18 protein-coding genes are annotated in these 18,644 nt (G+C 65.6%); 9 read left to right on the forward strand and 9 right to left on the reverse strand.

The genetic code is table 11. The features are described from left to right. The first annotated feature begins 7 nt into the window (after nt 1–7). The gene (locus YH64_RS23590; RefSeq protein ID WP_046806726.1) at nt 8–1,198 is read left to right on the forward strand and encodes an ABC transporter substrate-binding protein; all 1,191 of its coding nucleotides are present in this window, start codon (nt 8–10) and stop codon (nt 1,196–1,198) included. A 341-nt stretch (nt 1,199–1,539) separates the two neighbouring features. Continuing rightward, nucleotides 1,540–2,289 carry an ABC transporter permease gene (locus YH64_RS23600; RefSeq protein WP_046806748.1) on the forward strand — a complete coding sequence of 250 codons (750 nt, stop codon included), beginning with the start codon at nt 1,540–1,542 and terminating at the stop codon, nt 2,287–2,289. A 207-nt stretch (nt 2,290–2,496) separates the two neighbouring features. Here the strand turns inward: YH64_RS23600 and YH64_RS23605 are convergent, their stop codons facing one another. Continuing rightward, entirely contained in the window at nt 2,497–2,964 is a 468-nt protein-coding gene (locus tag YH64_RS23605) for a surface-adhesin E family protein (protein ID WP_255444694.1), read from the reverse strand. Between the two features lie 246 nt (nt 2,965–3,210). Here YH64_RS23605 and YH64_RS23610 point away from each other — a divergent pair, with 246 nt between their 5' ends. Further along, nucleotides 3,211–4,530: a hypothetical protein gene (locus YH64_RS23610; RefSeq protein ID WP_046806729.1), complete on the forward strand. Its 1,320-nt coding sequence runs from the start codon at nt 3,211–3,213 to the stop codon at nt 4,528–4,530. 166 nt (nt 4,531–4,696) lie between these two features. Here the strand turns inward: YH64_RS23610 and YH64_RS23615 are convergent, their stop codons facing one another. Continuing rightward, nucleotides 4,697–5,386, reverse strand: a complete 690-nt coding sequence (locus YH64_RS23615; protein WP_046806730.1) for a GntR family transcriptional regulator — start codon at nt 5,384–5,386, stop codon at nt 4,697–4,699. Between the two features lie 120 nt (nt 5,387–5,506). Here YH64_RS23615 and araD point away from each other — a divergent pair, with 120 nt between their 5' ends. From araD to YH64_RS23630, 3 genes are all read left to right on the forward strand, one after another. Continuing rightward, entirely contained in the window at nt 5,507–7,237 is a 1,731-nt protein-coding gene (araD, locus tag YH64_RS23620; RefSeq protein WP_046806731.1) for an L-arabinonate dehydratase, read from the forward strand. A 147-nt stretch (nt 7,238–7,384) separates the two neighbouring features. Further along, the gene (locus tag YH64_RS23625) at nt 7,385–8,095 is read left to right on the forward strand and encodes a ribonuclease activity regulator RraA (RefSeq protein ID WP_046806732.1); all 711 of its coding nucleotides are present in this window, start codon (nt 7,385–7,387) and stop codon (nt 8,093–8,095) included. 121 nt (nt 8,096–8,216) lie between these two features. After that, entirely contained in the window at nt 8,217–9,206 is a 990-nt protein-coding gene (locus YH64_RS23630) for a tripartite tricarboxylate transporter substrate binding protein (protein ID WP_046806733.1), read from the forward strand. Nucleotides 9,207–9,285: 79 nt separating this feature from the next. Here YH64_RS23630 and YH64_RS23635 read toward each other — a convergent pair whose 3' ends face one another. After that, entirely contained in the window at nt 9,286–10,272 is a 987-nt protein-coding gene (locus YH64_RS23635; protein ID WP_104145809.1) for a tripartite tricarboxylate transporter substrate binding protein, read from the reverse strand. A 203-nt stretch (nt 10,273–10,475) separates the two neighbouring features. Between YH64_RS23635 and YH64_RS23640 the strand changes: the two genes are divergently transcribed. Continuing rightward, nucleotides 10,476–11,375: a LysR family transcriptional regulator gene (locus YH64_RS23640; protein WP_046806735.1), complete on the forward strand. Its 900-nt coding sequence runs from the start codon at nt 10,476–10,478 to the stop codon at nt 11,373–11,375. Nucleotides 11,376–11,389: 14 nt separating this feature from the next. Here the strand turns inward: YH64_RS23640 and YH64_RS23645 are convergent, their stop codons facing one another. The 6 genes from YH64_RS23645 to YH64_RS23670 all read right to left on the reverse strand — a co-directional run bounded on the left by YH64_RS23645 (nt 11,390) and on the right by YH64_RS23670 (nt 17,613). Then, nucleotides 11,390–12,313, reverse strand: coding sequence for a hypothetical protein (locus tag YH64_RS23645; protein WP_046806749.1), 924 nt, complete (start codon nt 12,311–12,313; stop codon nt 11,390–11,392). Nucleotides 12,314–12,351: 38 nt separating this feature from the next. After that, the gene (locus YH64_RS23650) at nt 12,352–13,143 is read right to left on the reverse strand and encodes a hypothetical protein (RefSeq protein ID WP_046806736.1); all 792 of its coding nucleotides are present in this window, start codon (nt 13,141–13,143) and stop codon (nt 12,352–12,354) included. Further along, entirely contained in the window at nt 13,140–14,717 is a 1,578-nt protein-coding gene (locus YH64_RS23655; RefSeq protein WP_255444697.1) for a sensor domain-containing diguanylate cyclase, read from the reverse strand. The genes YH64_RS23650 and YH64_RS23655 overlap by 4 nt, the downstream gene beginning before the upstream one ends. Before the next feature lie 147 nt (nt 14,718–14,864). Beyond that, entirely contained in the window at nt 14,865–15,359 is a 495-nt protein-coding gene (locus YH64_RS23660) for a hypothetical protein (RefSeq protein ID WP_046806738.1), read from the reverse strand. A gap of 42 nt (nt 15,360–15,401) precedes the next feature. Beyond that, complete coding sequence (locus tag YH64_RS23665; protein ID WP_143215508.1) at nt 15,402–16,589, reverse strand: hypothetical protein; 1,188 nt, start codon at nt 16,587–16,589, stop codon at nt 15,402–15,404. A gap of 136 nt (nt 16,590–16,725) precedes the next feature. Continuing rightward, nucleotides 16,726–17,613, reverse strand: coding sequence for a hypothetical protein (locus tag YH64_RS23670; protein WP_082134604.1), 888 nt, complete (start codon nt 17,611–17,613; stop codon nt 16,726–16,728). Nucleotides 17,614–17,866: 253 nt separating this feature from the next. Between YH64_RS23670 and YH64_RS23675 the strand changes: the two genes are divergently transcribed. Both YH64_RS23675 and YH64_RS23680 read left to right on the forward strand, forming a co-directional pair. After that, nucleotides 17,867–18,148 (forward strand): DUF6516 family protein, encoded by a 282-nt coding sequence (locus YH64_RS23675; RefSeq protein ID WP_046806739.1) that lies wholly within the window; start codon nt 17,867–17,869, stop codon nt 18,146–18,148. Between the two features lie 2 nt (nt 18,149–18,150). Further along, nucleotides 18,151–18,528 (forward strand): hypothetical protein, encoded by a 378-nt coding sequence (locus YH64_RS23680; protein WP_046806752.1) that lies wholly within the window; start codon nt 18,151–18,153, stop codon nt 18,526–18,528. The last annotated feature ends 116 nt before the right edge of the window (nt 18,529–18,644 follow it).

The raw sequence follows: 18,644 nt of genomic DNA on the forward strand, positions 1-18,644 counted from the left end.
GTATTTGATGTGCCTGGAACACATGTCGCGTCGCGACTGGTTGAAACTATCGGCCCTGCTGACGGCAGGTGGCGCAGCGTCCTTGCTGTCAGCGTTCAACGCCCGCGCGCAAACCGAGCCGGACGCGCCCGTGCGCATCGGCTATCTGCCCATTACCGACGCCGCGCCGCTGCTGGTGGCGCATAACAATGGCCTGTTCGAGAAGGCCGGGGTCAAGGCAGAAAAGCCCACGCTGCTGCGCAGTTGGGCGCAGGTGATCGAAGCGTTTATTTCCGGGCAGGTCAATGTGGTGCATCTGCTGTCGCCCATGACCGTGTGGGCACGCTTTGGCAGCCAGGTGCCGGCCAAGGTGGTGGCATGGAACCACGTGGGCGGGTCCGGCCTGACCGTGGCGCCTGCCGTCAACAGCGTCAAGGAACTAGGCGGCAAGACGGTCGCCATTCCGTTCTGGTATTCCATCCACAACGTCATGCTGCAATACCTGCTGCGCGAAAACGGCTTGACGCCGGTAGCGCGCAAGGACGGTTCGGCGGGCGCCAATGAGGTCAACCTGGTCGTCATGGCGCCCGCCGACATGCCGCCCGCGCTGGCGCAGAACCGCATCGCCGGCTATATCGTGGCCGAGCCGTTCAATGCGCTGGCCGAAACGCTGGGCGTGGGCAAGGTGCTGCGTTTTACCGGCGACGTCTGGCGCAACCACGCGTGCTGCGTGGTGTTCATGCACGAGCGTGACCTGGAACAGCGGCCGGCGTGGTCGCAAAAGGTGGTGGACGCCATCGTGCAGGCGCAACTGTGGATTCGGGACCATCGGGCCGAGACGGCGCAACTGCTGTCCAAGGAAGGCATCAACCGCTACACGCCGCACGCCTTGCCGGCGCTGACCAAGGTGCTGGCGCCGCCCGCGTCCGACCGAGAGCAGTACCTGGCCAGCGGTGCCATTCGCCATGCCGATTGGGATGAGCGCCGGATCGACTTCCAGCCGTATCCCTTTCCCAGCTACACCGAAGAGCTGGTGCGCCGCCTGCGCGACACGGTGATCGAGGCCGACCGGGGCTTTCTTGCCGACCTGGACCCGGCCCGCGCGGCGCGCGAGTTGGTGGACGACCGCTACGTCAAGCGCGCCATCGAATCCGTGGGTGGCCTGAGCCGCTTCGGCTTTCCCGACGCCTACAGCCGGACTGAAATGGTGCAGGCGTGACGGCACGGGAATCGCTTGCCGGCGCGGCGGTAGACGGTATGGCACAACCGGCACAACCGGCACAAACGGCACAACCCGCACAAGCGGCACAAGCGGCACAAGCGGCACAAGCGGCACAACCGGCACAAGCGGCACAACCGGCACAACCGGCACAACCGGCACAACCGGCACAAACCGAGCACACCGGGCACACCGGGCACACCGAGCACACCGAGCACACCGAGCGCACCGAGCGCACCGAGCGCACCGGGCAAACCGAGCACACCGGGCAATCGCCACAATCGCCGTCCGTGGCATCCTCGACGCGGGCCGGGCGGACGGTTCGCGCCGGGGCGGGATCCCTGGGCCTGGGCGCGCGATGCGCACTGGGCCTGGGCGGCCTGGCTGCGCTGCTGGCGCTGTGGTGGCTGGGCACGGACGTGCTGTCGCCGGCCGGCGGCATGGCGCGGCGCTTTTCGCCGGGCGCCACATTCATCAGCCTGGCCGAATTGCTGACGGCGTCCGACCTGCCGATGCACATCCTGGTCAGCCTGCGGCGCATCGGCGTGGGCCTGGGGTTTGCGCTGGCCATCGGCGTGCCGCTGGGACTGGCCATCGGCAGTTGGCGCCGCCTGGAAGCCACGGTGTCGCCCGCCATGCAGTTCCTGCGCATGATTTCGCCGCTGTCCTGGATGCCGATAGCCGTGATGGTGTTCGGCGTGGGCGACGATCCGGTCTATTTCCTGCTGACGTTCGCCGCCGTCTGGCCCATCGTGCTGAACACGGCGGCCGGCGTGCAGCAGCTGGACCCGCGCTGGTTACAGCTGGCGCAAAGCGTGGCGGCCACGCGTTGGGAGACCTTGCGCAGCGTGATCTTGCCCGGCGTGCTGGGCCACATCCTGACCGGCGTGCGCCTGGCCATCGGCATTTTGTGGATTGTGCTGGTGCCGTGCGAGATGCTGGGCGTGTCGGCGGGGATGGGGTATTTCATCCTGGACACGCGTGACCGGCTGGCCTATTCAGAACTGATGGCCATGGTGTTGATGATCGGCGTGCTGGGCTTTCTGCTGGACGCGGCGGCGCGCGGCTTGTATCGGTACTGGCGCGGATAGAGCGCAGGCAGGGCGCAGGTAGGGCGCAGGTAGGGCGCAAGCAGGGCGTGGCCAGGGCGCGGACAGGGTGCGGACAGGGCGAGGACAGGGCGAGGACAGGGCGCGGACAGGGCGCGGACAGCGTGCGGACAGGGCGCGGACAGGGCGCGCATAGACAGAGCGCAGCAAGCGATGCCACTGCGCGGCGGGGTCGGCGCCCGCCGCCTGTCACTTGCGCGCGTTCTTGCCCGGCGCCGGGCAGACCACGCCGCGCAACTTGCGTTGCACGGGGTCCCGGGCGACCGGCGCATTGTGAATGCCCGCCACGGGTATCGATTCCACCAGCGCGCCGGTGGCGTTGTTGCCGGCGTAGTGCTGGGTCTGCGTGACGGTGTAGGTGTTGGCGCTGCAATTCAAAATGATGGGCTGCGACACCGACGCGTAAGGCTGGCCGTTGGTCTCGGACACGCGCGGCTGCGCGTAAAACCAGGCCACGGTCACCGCCATCACCACCGGGCGGTCGGACATGGGGGCGATGGACGCGCTGTCATAGAACACACCGGGCATCGCTTGCGGGTCCAGCGGCGTCCAGACCGGGTCGCCGCCAAAGGTCATGCCGGATACGCCCAGGTCGCGCGGCACGATGTTGACGGCGCACGCGTCGGCGGGAATCGGATCGCCTTCGCGTACGGTCACCGCCGCGCAAACATCCGGCGCGACGGCTTTTGCGGGCTGCCCCCAGGCGGCTGCCCCGAAAACGAGCAGGGCTAGGGTAAGCGGGGCGAGCCTTGCAATCATGTCCGGGTTCCGTGTGTGGCCGATGCGGCGTAAGAGTATGTCACGCCAGTATAGAGAACGTTGCGCAACGCGCTATAGTTTCGCCCATTCTCCAAACGCCACCGGCCAAATGGTTGGTCTTCATCCCCAGTATGTGTCGTCGCCATGAACCTTAGACTGCTTGCCAGCGGCGTCGCCATCGCCGTCGCGGCGGTCTTGGGCTATGGCATCTACCAGTTGGTGCCGATGGGCCAGCCGTTGACCCGCAGCGAAGTCATCGGCGAACTTAACGGCTTGCCGCTGGCCTCGTCCTCGCGCGTGTCGCTGCAACGGTTTGGTGAACGACAACTGTTGATCGGCCAGCGCCTGGTCGGCGCCAAGGACCTGGCCAGCCTGGAACGCGCGCCGCTGCTGGACGCGCAACTGCCCGGCTACGACGCGCGCCAGCCCCCGCCGTGGCAACTGGCCGACACGCGCAACCTGATCTATGGCGGGCAGGGCACCGGCGTGTTCGAGCTGCTGGGATCGGTGCGCGGGGATACCGGCGTCAGCGTGATCGGCGCGCCCGACGGCGGCACGCTGTATCTGGTGACCGCTGCGCCTTCGGCCGGGCAGGGCGAGTCGCCCTCCGGCTGGGACACCCTGCGGTCGGACGACCTGGGCAAGACCTGGACCTACGCGCCCGATGTCACGCTGGGCGGCTCGCGCCAGTACACCGTATTCCTGACCGGGCAGCGCGTCATCGCGCTGGAACGCCATGAGTCCGGGCAGCGCCTTTTGGTCAGCGAAGATGGCGCGCGCCACTGGGCGGCCACGCGGCTGGACGACCAGGTCTGGCCCGACGCCAGCGCGTTCGATCGCGCGTTCCGCGAAGCCGCCGAACGGCCCGGCAACCCGCGCGCCGACGACCAATTGGCCTACGACTGGTCGCTTTATCCGCTGGACGACACGCACGCCGTCGGCTGGAGCTGGCGCACGCGGGTCAGCCTGAATGCGTCCCACGGCAACGAAGTGCTGGAGACGCGGCGTTTCGAAGTGGAATTCCAGGACGGCGCACCGCCCGGCTTCCGCATCACGCAGGGCGTGCCGCCCGTGCCCGCGCCAGCGCCGGACGACCTGTACACGCGCGACCAGGCCGTGTTTCAGACCCAGGGCGACGCCATCTATGAACTGGACAAAGCCGATCGGTCATGGCGGCGCCGCGCGGTATCGCCCAGCGTGCAGGGCACGCCAAGCTGGATCGGCGACGCCTGGTTTGGCCCCAACGCGTGGGTCATCAAGACCTACGCGGACCATTTGTTGTCGTTCAACGAATACACCAAGACGTACTTCTATACGCGCGACCACGGCAAGACCTGGCGCCCGTTTCAAATGCCGCAGGATGTGGAAACCGGCCTGATCGGGCTGGACTTGTCCGGCGACGGCCTGTTGTCGCTGGCCGAGCGCGACGGCAAGACGGTCATCCGGCGGTATCCGCTGGACTAGGCGCAGGCCGGGCCGCGTTGGCGGGCCGGAAGGCTGGCTGGCGGGCAGGCAGGCAGGAAGGCAGGCCGGCGGGCAGGAAGGCCGGCAGGCACGCAGGCCGGCAGGAGGGCAGGCAGGAAGGCTGATGCGCGTTTGGCCGTCGCGCTATCCCCGCCGATCTATCCCGCTATTGCTCCAGCACGTATTCCGGATACCGCTTGCAGATCTCGGCCACCTGGCTCAGCGTGCCCGACAGATGCTCGCGCAGCACGCGCTGCGCGCCGGCCGGGTCTTGCGCCACGATGGCGTCCAGCAGGCGTTGATGGTCGTCCATGATTCGTTCCGCCTTGCCGGCCTCGGGCAGATGCAGGCGACGCAAGCGATCCAGGTGCCCGCTGTAGCGCTGCTCCAGTTCCCACAGGCTGTGCACGCCCGCCGCCGTGTGCATGTCGCGGTGAAACGCCTGATCGGCGTTGATGAACTGCTGGTATTGCCCGCTGGCGTGGCTGGCGTGCTGCAAGTCGATGCTGGCTTGCAGGCGCTGGTGCAGGATGGGGTCGGGCCGTTGCGCCAGCATGTGCACGATTTCAAGCTCCAGCGATTGCCGCAGGAAATGCGCCTGGCGGGCCGCCGGGATGTCGATGCGGCTGACCACCGTGGTGTGCTGCGGATAAATCTCCACCAGCGCCTCTTCCGCCAGCCGCATCAGCGCGTCGCGAATCGGCGTCTGGCTCAGGCCATAGGTTTCGGCCAGCGTCACGCGGGACAGGGGCGCGCCGGGGGCGAGCTCCAGCGACACGATCTGTTCGCGTAGATGTTCGAAGACCTGGGGCGCCGCGTGGCGCGAACGGTCCAGTCTTAGCTTGGGGCTTTGCATCGCTGGCCTGGCGGGGTACGGAGGTAAAGCCCGCAGTGTAGCGGGTTTCCACCTAGCTGACGCACTAATGTATTAGTGTTTAAATGGCTTCATCCCCACCACGCCTTTCTTTATTCCCCCATGAAACGTACCTACGAAAGTCTGCGCAGCGCCGCCTGGATGGCCAAGGATGACCTGCGTTCGTTCGGCCACCGTTCACGCATGATGCAGATGGGCTACGGCCCGGACGACTGGGTCGGCCGGCCCATCATCGCCATCATCAACACCTGGTCGGACCTGAACCCCTGTCACAGCCACTTCAAGCAGCGCGTCGAAGACGTGAAGCGCGGCGTGTTCCAGGCGGGCGGCTTTCCGGTGGAGCTGCCGGCGATCTCGGTGTCGGAATCGTTCGTCAAGCCCACCACCATGCTGTATCGCAACTTCCTGGCCATGGAAACCGAAGAGCTGCTGCGCAGCCACCCGGTCGATGGCGCGGTGCTGATGGGCGGGTGCGACAAGACCACCCCGGGCCTGTTGATGGGCGCCATCAGCGCCGGGCTGCCGTGTGTGTACGTGCCCGCCGGCCCCATGCTGCGCGGCAACTGGAAGGGCAAGATCCTGGGATCCGGCTCGGACGCCTGGAAGCTCTGGGACGAACGCCGCGCCGGCAAGATCACGCAAGAACAATGGACCGAAGTGGAAGGCGGCATCGCGCGCAGCTACGGCACCTGCATGACGATGGGCACGGCCAGCACCATGACGGCCATTGCCGAAGCCATCGGCATGACGCTGCCGGGCGCGTCGTCGATTCCGGCGGCTGACGTCAACCACATGCGCATGTCCGCCGAATGCGGCCGCCGTGTGGTGGAAATGGTCTGGGACGATCTCACCCCGCAACGCATCCTGAACATGGCGTCGTTCAAGAACGCCATCAACGTGGCCATGGCCATGGGCTGCTCGACCAACGCCATCATCCACCTGGTGGCCATGTCGCGCCGCGCGGGCCACGCCGTCGGCCTGGAAGACTTTGATGCCGCCAGCCGCAAGGTGCCCGTCATTGCGAACATCCGGCCCAGCGGCGACACCTACCTGATGGAAGACTTCTATTACGCTGGCGGCCTGCCCGCGTTGATGACGCGCCTGGAAGGGCACCTGGACCTGTCGGCCATGACGGTGACGGGCAAGACGCTGGGCGAGAACATCGCGGGCGCCGAGGTCTATAACGATGACGTGATCCGCAAGCTGGACACCGCCATCTACGACGAAGGCGCGCTGGCGGTTTTGCGCGGCAACATTGCGCCGGATGGCTGCGTCATCAAGCCCAGCGCCTGCGCCCCGCAGTTCTTGCAGCACACCGGCCCCGCGCTGGTGTTCGACGACTACCCCAGCATGAAGGCGGCGGTCGATGACGAGAATCTGGACGTCACGCCCGAACACATCATGATCCTGCGCAATGCCGGCCCCCAAGGCGGCCCGGGCATGCCGGAATGGGGCATGCTGCCGATCCCGACCAAGCTGGTCAAGCAGGGCGTGCGCGACATGCTGCGCCTGTCTGACGCACGCATGAGCGGCACGAGCTACGGCGCCTGCATCCTGCACGCGGCGCCCGAGTCCTACGTGGGCGGCCCGCTGGCCTTCGTCAAGACGGGCGACCTGATCACCGTCGACGTGCCGGCGCGCAGCATCCACCTGAACATCAGCGACGAAGAACTGGCCGCGCGCCGCGCCGCCTGGACGCCGCCGCCCAAGCGCTATGAGCGCGGCTACGGCTGGATGTATTCCAAGCACATCCTGCAAGCCAACGACGGCTGCGATTTTGACTTTCTGGAAACCGAATTCGGCGCACCCGTGCCGGAGCCCGAAATCTTCTAAGCGCAACGGCGGGCCACTGCCCGCCGCGCCGATCAGTTATCGCCTTTCATTTTTGCGAATTCATTCTTTGTGATTTCATTTTTGTGATTTCAATTTTGTGATTTCAACTTTGTTTTCCGCATTTTGCCCGGAGCCATCGTGTCCCAAATGAACCCCGAACCCCGTGCCCGCCTGTCCGGCATCAGCACGGCCACCCTGTGCACGGCGCTGTTCAAGCGCGGCCTGCGCAACCAGTTCATCCAGGATGTGCGTCCGCTGAACGCCAACCTGCCCAACATGGTCGGCCCCGCGTTCACGCTGCGCTACATCCCGGCCCGCGAAGACCTGAACACCATCAAGGTGTTCGAAGACCGCTCGCACCCGCAGCGCGTGGCGGTTGAGACCTGCCCGGAAGGCGCGGTGCTGGTCATGGACAGCCGCAAGGACGCGCGCGCCGCGTCCGCCGGCTCCATCCTGGTGACGCGGCTGATGAAGCGTGGCGTGGCCGGCGTGGTGACCGACGGCGGCTTTCGGGATTCGCCTGAAATCGCCGAGCTGGGCTTTGCCGCGTATCACCAGCGCCCCTCGGCGCCTACCAACCTGACCTTGCACCAGGCGCTGGACATCAACGCGCCCATCGGTTGCGGCGACGTGGCTGTGTGGCCGGGCGACATCGTCGTGGGCGACCGCGAAGGCGTGGTGGTGATTCCCGCGCATCTGGCCGATGAAATCTCGGTCGAAGCCGTGGAAATGACCGCGTTCGAAGACTTCGTGACCAGCCAGGTGCAGCAGGGCGCGTCCATCCTGGGCCTGTACCCGCCCACCGACCCGGGCACCAAAGATAAATTCGCCGCCTGGCGCAAAGCGCAGGGGCGGTAAGCCAAAACACCAGGCCAAACACCAGGCCAAACCCGCAAGCCAAGGCCACCGAGGCTTGCCGCCGGCCATGCGGCCGGCGACCCCATACTTATAAGCAATAAATCAAGGCAGGAGACAAACCATGAACATGCAACGACGCAGTGCGTTGGCCGCGCTGCTGGCCGGCGCCGTCCTGGGCACGCTGGCCACCGCGGCAAGCGCCGCCGACTGGCCCGCGCAAAAGCCGATTTCCTATGTGGTGCCCTTTACCGTTGGCGGGTCCACCGACGTGGTGGGCCGCGTGCTGGCCCAGAAACTGGGCGACCGCCTGCACCAGAACGTGATCGTTGAAAACAAGCCCGGTGCGGCCGGCGGCATCGGCGCCACTTACGTGGCCAAGGCGGCGCCCGACGGCTACACCTTGTTCGGTGGCACCATCAGCACGCACGCCATCAACGCCAGCCTGTACAAGAACCTGAAGTACGACCCGGTCAAGGATTTCGAACCCGTTTCGCTGATCGCGTATCTGCCCAACGTGTTGCTGGTGGACCCGAACCTGGGCGTGAACTCGGTGGCCGATCTGATCGCGCTGCTCAAGCGCGACCCCGCCAAGCGTACGTTTGCCTCGTCCGGCGCGGGCACGTCCACCCATCTGGCGGGCGAATTGTTTTCCAGCATGATCGGGGTGCCGCTCACGCACGTGCCGTACAAGGGCACGCCGCCCGCCATGGTCGATGTGTCCTCGGGCGCGGTCACCTTCATGTTTGACCAGATGACCGCCGCGCTGCCGCTCTTGCAAACGGGCAAGCTCAAGCTGCTGGCCGTGACCACCAAGGACCGCATTTCGCTGGCGCCCAACGTGCCCACGATGCAGGAAGCCGGCGTGCCGGGCTTTCAGATGGCGTCCTGGCAGGCGGTGTACGCGCCCAAGGGCACGCCCAAGCCGATCCTGGACAAGCTGGCCGCCGAAATCGCCATCATCCTGAAAGAACCCGACGTGCAGGAAAAGCTGGGCAAGACCATGGGCATGGAACTGGTTGGCAGTACGCCCGACCAGTTGCGCGCCTTGATGGCCACCGAGATTCCGCGCTGGGCCGAAGTGGTGAAAAAATCCGGAGCGACGGTGGAATAAGCCGTATCAACGGATGGCAAAACGCCCACGGACGCGAGAGCGGCGTGGGCGTTTTTCTTGGGGCGGGACACGGACCCAGTCAGTTGATCTTGATATTGCGTTCCTTCACCAGCGTCTTCCACTGCGCCGTTTCCTTGGCCAGATGGTCGCGTAGCGCGTCCGGGGTGCTGCCGATCGATTCCGCGCCGATGGAATCCAGCGTCGCCTTGACCTTCGGTTCGGCCAGCGCGTTGCGCATGGCTTCGTTCAATTTCGCCACCACCTCAGGCTTGGTGCCCGCCGGCGCAAAGGCCGCAAACCACGGCATCAGTTCATAGCCCGCCACGCCGGCCTCCTGCATGGTGGGCACGTCGGGCAGGGCGGCCGAACGCTTGGCCGTGGTGACGCCCAGCGCGCGCAGCTTGCCCGTCGCGATGTGCGGCTTGGCGGACGTGATGCTGTCGAACATGTAGTCCACCTGGCCGCCCAGCAAGTCGGCAACGGCCGGGCCGCTGCCCTTGTACGGCACGTGCAGCATGTCGACCCCGGTCATCGACACGAACAGTTCGCCCGCCAGATGAATCGATGTGCCGACTCCCGCCGATGCGTAGGTGTAGTGGTTGGGCTGGGCGCGGGCTTTCGTGATGACGTCCTGCACGCTGGTCGCGCCCGTGCGTGCCGGGTTGGTCACCAACACGTTGGGCACGACCGCCAGCAACGAGATCGGCGCAAAGTCCTTGATGGGGTCGTAGTTCAAATCCGCGTACAGCGCGGGGTTGACCGCCATGCCGTTGGCCACGATCAGGATCGTGTAGCCGTCCGGCTTGGCACGCGCGACGCTGGCCGCACCGATGTTGCCGCCCGCGCCCGCGCGGTTTTCCACGATGACCGAGGTATTGAGCTGCTTGCTCATCGATTCGCCCAACGTGCGCGCGATGCTGTCCATGGCGCCGCCGGGCGGGAACGGCACGACCCACTTGATGGGATGGTCGGGGTAGCTGTCGGCCAGCGCGGCCGACGCGCCGCTTATCAGCGACAGGGCCACGACGGCGCGGGCTAAGGGTTTGATCACATGGCGCAGGCGCATGGTTGTCTCCAAGGTGCTTGGTTTATTCAGGACGCGCTCTTGTCGGGCGGCGCGGCTTTGTCTTTGTGTGGGCGGCCCCACGCTAGCTGGATTCATACTTTTCCAGCCGAAGGGCCAGCAATCTTCGCAGTATGGCTCGTGCTTTTCCTTGGCGTCCAAGACTATATGGGTTTCCATTCATACCTTTCCAGTCTAGGTGACCCATGCAACTGAGGCACTTGCGTTACTTTCAGGCCGTGGCGGAAGAGGGCAGCTTCACCCGCGCCGCCGCGCGTTTGCATATCGCCCAGCCGCCGCTTAGCCGCCAAATCCGCCAGTTTGAAGACGAGCTGGGCGTGGTGCTGTTCGAACGCACCACGCGCGCACTGCGGCTGACCGAAGCCGGCCGCTTTCTGCTGGAACAGTCGCGGCTGTTGACCGCGCGCCTGGAAGAAGTGCTGGAAGGCACGCGCCGCCTGGGCCAGACCCAGCGCCGCTGGTTCGGCATCGGGTTTGTGCCGTCGACGCTGTATGGTTTTGTGCCGGAACTGATCCGCCAACTGCGCAGCGCCGACGCGCAAGTGGAAGTGGGCCTGACCGAGATGACCAGCCTGCCGCAGATCGAAGCGTTGAAGGCCGGGCGTATCGACCTGGGCATCGGCCGCATCCTGCTGGATGACCCGGCCATCGAACGCCGGGTGCTGATGACCGAACCGCTGATGGCCGCCGTGCCCTTGCATCACCCCTTGGCGGGACTGGCCAGCGTGTCCGTTGACCGCCTGGCGCAAGAACCCTTCGTGCTGTATCCCGCGCGCCCACGCCCGAACTTCGCGGATCACGTGCTGGGGCTGTTTCGCGCGGGCGGGCATGCGCTGCAAGTCGTGCAGGAGGCCAACGAATTGCAGACGGCAATTGGCCTGGTGGCGGCGGGTCTGGGCGTGTCCGTGGTGCCGGCGTCCGTGCAGCGTTTGCAGCGGCAGGACGTGGTGCACGTGCGCATCGAGGGGGACGGCTTCGTGTCGCCGGTTATCGCCAGCTATCGCAAGGACGACGGGTCGGAATTCCTGGCGCATGCGCTTGGGCTTGCACAGTCGCTGGCCGTGCATGGCGCGGCGGACGCCTGACCGCTTTGCGCGCGTCAGAAGCTGACCGCCAGCCCCACTGAAAACCCCGACACGTTGTTGCCGAACACATAGCGGCCCACCAGCCGCGTGCGGGTGATGATGACGTCATACGCGCTGGAATCAAGCTCCAGCCCGGCGCCCACCGACGTCAGCCGGTCAAACCCCAACACGCCGCGCTGGTCGCCCAGGAATTCCGAATGCGTCAGCTCCAGCACATAGCGCAAGGGGCGTTGCAGCAGGGTGATGCCCGTGGGTGCCCGGTAGCGTGCCCACAGGTTGGCCGATTGCGCGATGGCGCTGCCCTGCACGGCGGCCGAGCTGGCAAAGCTTTTCAGGCGGATGTCCGAATAGCGCAGCTCTACGTCCACCTCGTAGCCCGGCCGGTAATGCTCGTAGTCCAGCATCAAGGACCCGCCCAGGCCATAGGCGTTTAGCGATCCGCGGTCCAGGAAGGTGACGTCCTTGCCCGTCTGGCGGCCCACGTACCAGCTTGCCGCGCGCAGGTCGCTGGTGACGTTGCCCAGCGCAACGTTGAAGATGGGTCGCAGCTTCAACTCGTCGGTCAGCTTGAAGTCCCAACCGATGCCGCCGGTGGCCGACAGGCTGTTCCATTTGGTGGGGATGTTGCGCGACTCGGTACCCTGGGTGGCCACGAAGGTGGGGTCGTAGCGGCTGCCGGCCAGCACCCCTTCCAGGTAGAGCGGCACCGACTTTGAAATGGTGTCGCCGCCGCCCAGCTGCGTCATGAAAAATTCGCTGGACCCCGACGTGGACCCGCCGCCGCCAATGGACAGCGAACTGGTCGTGATGTCGGGCACGATGGAATACGACATCAAGGCCAGCACGCCGTTGGCGCGCTTTTGCAGATCGTCCTGCGTCAGGCGCAGCGTTTGCGCGCCTGCGTCCGCGCCCACGACGCAAGCCACCGCCGCGACCACGCACGCCGACGCACGCGCCGACAGGGCGGGGGCGCGTGTCACGGGCGCGCCCCGGATGGCTCGCCGCCCATGACCTGGCGCTGCGCCATCAGCAGGACGTCGCTTTGGTCGATGCGTATCACGCCGATGCGCGGAAATTCAAAGTCGACAATGATGTACAGCGCCGCCGTCATGACCAGCGCATAGATGATCTGGTGTAGCAGGGTGTCGCGATGCGCGCTGGCCAGGTTCAGGCCGATCAGGCAGGCGCACACCAGCGCCAGGAATCCCAGGAACACATACGTCATCGCGGGCGGGTGCACCTTCTGCGCGACGATTTGGGCCGAGGACACGTCAAACATGTCGTTGACGGCGCCGATGTAGGATGCCGCGAACGGCGGCACGGCGTTCCTGGCAGCCGCCATGGACGTCTTCCATATTTCGTTCTGCAAGGCCGACGCCTTGGCCGCGATGGCGTCGCGCTGATCCAGGTCGGCCACGTGCCGGTAGTAGTTGATGCGCTCGTCTACGTAGCGGCGAAACTGGTCGCGCAGCGGCGGCTGGTCGGGCGCGTTCAGCATATCGATGCGCAGCCAGGCGGTGCCGATGGCGTTGACCTCTTGCACCAGCAGGTTGCGGCGGTCGGCCATGCGCTGGGCCGCGCCCGAAAACGTGAAGGCGATCAGCAAGCCCAGCAACGCGAAGACCGACGCTTCGATCGCCGCCGAACCGGCGCGGCTTTTCTCGTCCATGTCGTGCCGATGGCCCAGGTAGCGGCCGACGCGGATCGCGCCAAGCAGAAGAAAGAAAAATACAGCTGCGCACAATGCCAGGATCAATGAATAGCTCACGTTGCCACCTTGCCTTCGGGGTTGGTTGTATGGACGTGCCGGGTATTCCATCGGGTAACGCGGTTGCGTCCGTTTTGTTTGGACGCGTACAAAGCCTGATCGGCGCAGGTAACGGCGGCTTGGGGCGATGCCGCGTCTTGTGGCCACAAGGCCAGCCCCACGGACACCGTCACCTGGCCCACGCCGGGCGGCATGTCGGTGCGCGCGACCCCCGCGCGGATGCGCTCGGCCGCGGCCATGGCCACGGCTTCGGCGGCGTCCGGCACGATCACCACGAACTCCTCGCCGCCCACCCGAAACGGCCGGTCTTGCTGGCGTACGCTGGCGCTCAACGTGCGCGCCAGTGCAATCAGGACCTGATCGCCCGTGGGGTGGCCGTGGGTGTCGTTAATCTGCTTGAAATGGTCGACGTCCAGCGCAATGATCGCGAACGCGGTGCCGGCGCCCACCAGTTCATCCAGCCGCAAGCGCATGGCGCGTCGGTTCATCAGGCCGGTCATCGGGTCCGTCAGCGATTCCGTATTCAGCCTGCCGACTTCGTGCCGGTGCTGCGCCAGCCGGGCCGCCAGGGCGGTGCGCAAGGCATCGGCCTCGGCGTACCAGGCGCGGGGGCCGTTGGAGGTCAGCCCCGGGGCGTCGGCCGCGACGGGGGTGGCCAGCGCGCGGGTCAGGCGCGTCAGCGGGCGGGCGATGGCGTAGGCCAGGGCACTAACCGCAATCAAGGTCAGCAACACGGCGGGGATGGCCAGGCGCAGGGATTCGTACAGCAGCGCCTTCAACGGCGACAGCGCGTGGTCCAACGGCCGCTGCACGACCACCGCCCATTTACCCTTGCCCAACGGCGCGTAGCCGGTCAACAGGACATGGCCGTCGGCGTCTGTCACCTGAGCCGAGCCGGGGGCGGTCATGGTCGGCGTGCCGGCGGGGGTGTTGCCGGGCACGATGGCCAAGGGCGTGTTGGCATCGCGGCTGTACAGCGCCTGGCCGGCGCTGTTCACCAGGTATACCTGGGTGCCGTCGGCATAGGGATGCTGGCCGATCAGCTTGTCGATCTGGCTGCCGCGTTCCAGGATCACCACGGCCGCAAGCGCGCCGCCATCGGGAAGGGGATTCACCAGCGTCAGCGTCGCGTGTCGGCCGTCGGGCTGACAGCACGGGCGAACCCATTCGCCGATGCGGGTTTCCGCAACGCGCAAATCGTTCAGGCTATTGATGGCGGCTAGCGTGCCAGGGCTGTTCTCGCCGCGCGCCGTGACCGTGCCCTGCGCGTCGGCCAGCAGCACGGCGGAAACGCCTTCGATCCTTGAGGCCAGGCGGGCAAGTTCGGTTTGCCGCTGCGCCCCGGACAGTTGGCCGGCCGTAAACGCGTCGGCGCCCACGTCCAGCTGACGGTGGACGGCGGCAAGATACAGGGTGATGACTTCGGAGAGTTTCTGGGCGTACGCCCGGTTCGATTCCAGCGCGTTGCGCACGGCTTGCGCCTTCTGGACCTGGTAACCGGCGACCAACGCGTTGGCAAAGCCCACCGCTACGCTGAGTACGGCCAGCGCAATCAGGACCGCCAGCAAGCTCACTTTCCTTTGTGTCGCCATGTCGTTGGACAGTCCTGGTCTGCGGCCGCAGGATTCGGATCCGTTGCCGTTCCGGTGAATGGCGGCGCGGGCGGAATGGTGAAATCCGCGAATGCAGAATAACGAAGTCTCTTTGGTTTTTCCAGACTTTCAGTTTGTGGCCGGTGCTTTTTTCGGGCGTACGCCAAGAAACAGAAGGGAACCCGCAATGGCCGCGACCAGGCTGGGCAGGGCGCCAATCTGCAAGGAATCACTGATCGAACGCAGCCGGTCCACGCCGGTAAGCTGCAACATGAACACGAAGCCGTACAGCGCGCCGGCGCCGCATACGGCCGCGAACACCGGCCAGCTAGGCGCGGACCGCTTCAGCGCGCCCGCCGTCATGCCGCAACACAGGGCGGGCAGGCCGCCCAATAGATACGCCGCCCACACGCCTTCCAGGTTTTGCAGGCTGTCCGGAATTTTCACGACCAGCGGCACGACAGCCAGACCGATCAGGGGCCCGATGGCGGCATACAGCAGCCCACCGGTCACCACGCGCAATCCCAGCAGGCGATAGGGTTCGGCCGGGTGCCGGCGCGCGACCCGATAAATGAGGATGGCCGCTGTCATCACGGCGGGAAAACCGAGCAGGAATACATTCATCGCGCGATTGTTGCACGCGCCGTTTGCATCCGACCAGGGGCTTCAGGCGGCGATGGCCCAGGAGGTGTCGGGGCCGGGGCATTCCGGCAGCGCGATGTCGCTATGGCCCGGCCGCACCCACCGCACTCGCTCACGCGTTGCATCAATGCAGCCGCCTTCGGCGTACACCCCTTGCGGGTCGCGGATGCGCGCCATGCGCGACAACACGGCGGCGGTGGCGGCGGGGTCCGCCAGGGTCTGCCGCACCCGGTCCTGCACGATCGCTTCGTCCATGCGCGGGGTGCCGGCGTCATCCCTGAACAGGCCATGGCGCCAGTGAAAAATCTCCACGCACTTGGACGTCAGGGTGTAGGGGCGGCCGCGTTCCCAGAAATTGTTGAACAGCCCGTTGCCCAGATAAAACACCCAGGACCCTTCAAAGCCTTCCACGTCGGACGAGGCCGCGTCGGGGTTGCGGAACCACAGGCGGTCGCCGGGAACATAGAAGCGTTGCGGCAGCGGCGCGTCCATCGACCCGTATTCGTGCAGGAACGCCTCATGAAAGCGCCCAGACATGACGGCGCGCGTTTCCCATTGGCGCTGAAGCCGGCGGCCAAGTTCAGGGTTGGCGTGCTGAAGTTCTTGCGCAATGCCCAGCACAGTCACGTACTCGGTGGCGCGATAGCAGGAAAACGCGTATCGCTGGCCCGACGCGTCGGGCTGGGTGGCCTTTTGCAGGCCCTGGATCAAGGACCGCCCGGGCAGCACGGTAAAGCCGCGCGCTTCGTCGTAGGTCCAGTAATCGTCCGGGCGCTCGGCGTGTTCGGTGTCAAAGGCCAGCGCGGTCTTGCGCGCGGCCTGCACGATGTAGCGGCGGATGCGCACCGCCGACTGCAATTCGGCTACATCGGGAAAGGTGAACGCCACCGGGCTGGCCAGCATGGCCAGCAGGATTTCGCAATCCAGGTCGCCGTCATGGGCCTCGGTGCGCAAGCCCAGCTGCCGCGCGAACTGCGTGGTGTCATGGTCCGGGGCGTAGGCCCGCGCAAAGGCGTGGTGCAACCAGGCATGGGCGCCGGGCGAAGCGCCCGTCAAACCCGAACAGTTCGCTGCCTGACGCAGGCCGGCCTGCGCCAGGAACTGCGTCAACTCGTGCAGCGCGATGCCTGCGTGGTGAAAATCCGGGGACTCAATGCGTATCCCGCCCCGATGCTGGGAAACCAAAGCCTGCTGCAACAACCGCATGAACATCCAACCCGAAAAGCGGAATAAATTCCATGCGGAAATTGTAGGCAGGCGGGCTTAATAGCACCTGTACGAAAGCTGTATTGCAGCTGTATTGCAGCGGTATTGCCGCTGTCTTGCCGCTGGGGGCGGCGGCATTGCCTTACTTCGCGACGTACGCCTTGCTGGCCGGGTCGAAGACATAGGCCGTGATGTCGGCCGCGCCCAGCTGACGCGTCTTGTTGGGGCCTGAAATCGTGGTGCCGCTGGGTTTGACGGTCACGGTGGGCATGTCCTGCTTGCCATCGTTGGAAAACACCAGCTCGCCCTTGCTGGACGTGCACGGCATGACGTCGCCGTCGGCGCAGGCCGCGCTGTTGTCCTCGCCGGTCAGCAGGCTGCCCACGTACGTCCAGACGTGGCCGTCCACTTCTTCCTTGAGCCGCTCGGGGTTGAAGACCAGCAGCGCGTAGCCGGTGCTGGTGATGCCATTGTCGAAATTGGTGGTGGGCACGGCCAGCAGCAGCTTGCCGGCGGGCGTGCGAAATTCCAGCGGCTTGCGGCGCGTGTCCACGTCTTCGCCGCGTTCGTACGCGCCGAATTCGCCGATGGTGGGTTCCATGCCGCGAAACTTCCAGGGCCGTTCAGAGGCAGGGTCCGTCAGCACGAAGGTCGCTTCGGTCAGGTTGACCCGGGTGCCCGGGCCCACATCGTCTTCGCCCGGCTTGCCGTAGCGGTCCGCCGTGTCCCACGCAAAGCCGGTGTAGTAATGCGTACCCTCGGATTCGAAGGCGTGCCCGAACCAATACGTGGCGACACTGCCGTTGGCCACTTCGTATGTCGTCTCGCCCTTGCCGTCTACGTCGTAGATGGCGTACAGCATGGACGGCACATCCGGCGGCGCTACGCGGGCAGCGGCGGCTTGGGATATCGGGGCGGGCGCGTCGCTCGCGGCAACGGCGGGCGACGCCGCCAAGGTCACGCTGGCGGCGGCAAGCAAGCTCGCCAGGATGCTGCGAACGGGCAGGTTGGCCTTCGAAGAGGGTGTCATAAAGGTCGCGCTTTCCTTTTGTTTTCTTGGAATGCAAAGGCGGGTCGGGCAGACGGCATGCCCACGCGGCAAGCCGGAAAACCACCATGCCCCACCGCGTGCGCTGGCGAGTATAAGGGCGCGTGTTTGCCCCTGGGCTTCACGATATTTCAGGTATTTCTTATAAGTTACAATTCGGTCCGGCATCTGTTGGCAAAGTCGCCAACAGCGGGTATGTTGTCTGAATTGCCAACACGACGGGCCGGTATGTCTTATGAAAGCTCAACTCATCATCAGCGACAAGAGCATTGATGAAGACTTTGGGATCTTGCAGATCGTTATTTGGAAGGTGCCCGATCCTGTCCCGCCCACGACACACGGCTTCAAGTATCGCCTTGCCTATATCCGCGAAGGAAAACGCGTCGTCGGTTTTGACAACGAGCGTGGCAAAGGCGATCACAAGCATGTCGGAGACCGGGAGCATGCCTATCGGTTTACGACCATCGAGCAGTTGCTGGAAGACTTTTCTGAGGAAGTCGAGAAATGGAGGGAATGACAATGGACCGGACTTTAACCATCACGATCGACCAGGATTGGCGGGCGTTTCTGGCAGATGCGGGGCGCCGTGCCAAGCATGGTCTGGCGGCCGGGGCCTACCAGGGCGAACGGCTCAACTTCGAATCGCCAGCGGCATTTTTCGGCCAACTTACGGAGTTGCGTTGGAATATCGTCAGGGAAATGCTGGGCGCGGGACAGGTCGGCATCCGCGAACTGGCGCGGCGTTTAGAGCGCGATGTCCGGCGTGTCCACGAGGACACCAAGGCGCTGGTTGACTTGGGTCTGCTGGAAAAAGCCGACGACGGTTCCGTGATCTGTCCGTTCGCCGACATCCATATCGACATGCACCTGACTCAGAACTTCCCCGCCGCGGCTTGAACCGGGGCGACGTAGGGATCGGGGGTGGCGGACAGCACCGGTTCGGCGGCGTCGGTGCCTGGGACGACGTTGGTCAGGTCTTCGGTCATTTCGTGGTCCAGCGCGCCTTGCACCAG

Source organism: Achromobacter sp. LC458 (assembly GCF_001005835.2).
Lineage (GTDB): Bacteria > Pseudomonadota > Gammaproteobacteria > Burkholderiales > Burkholderiaceae_B > Achromobacter > Achromobacter spanius_B.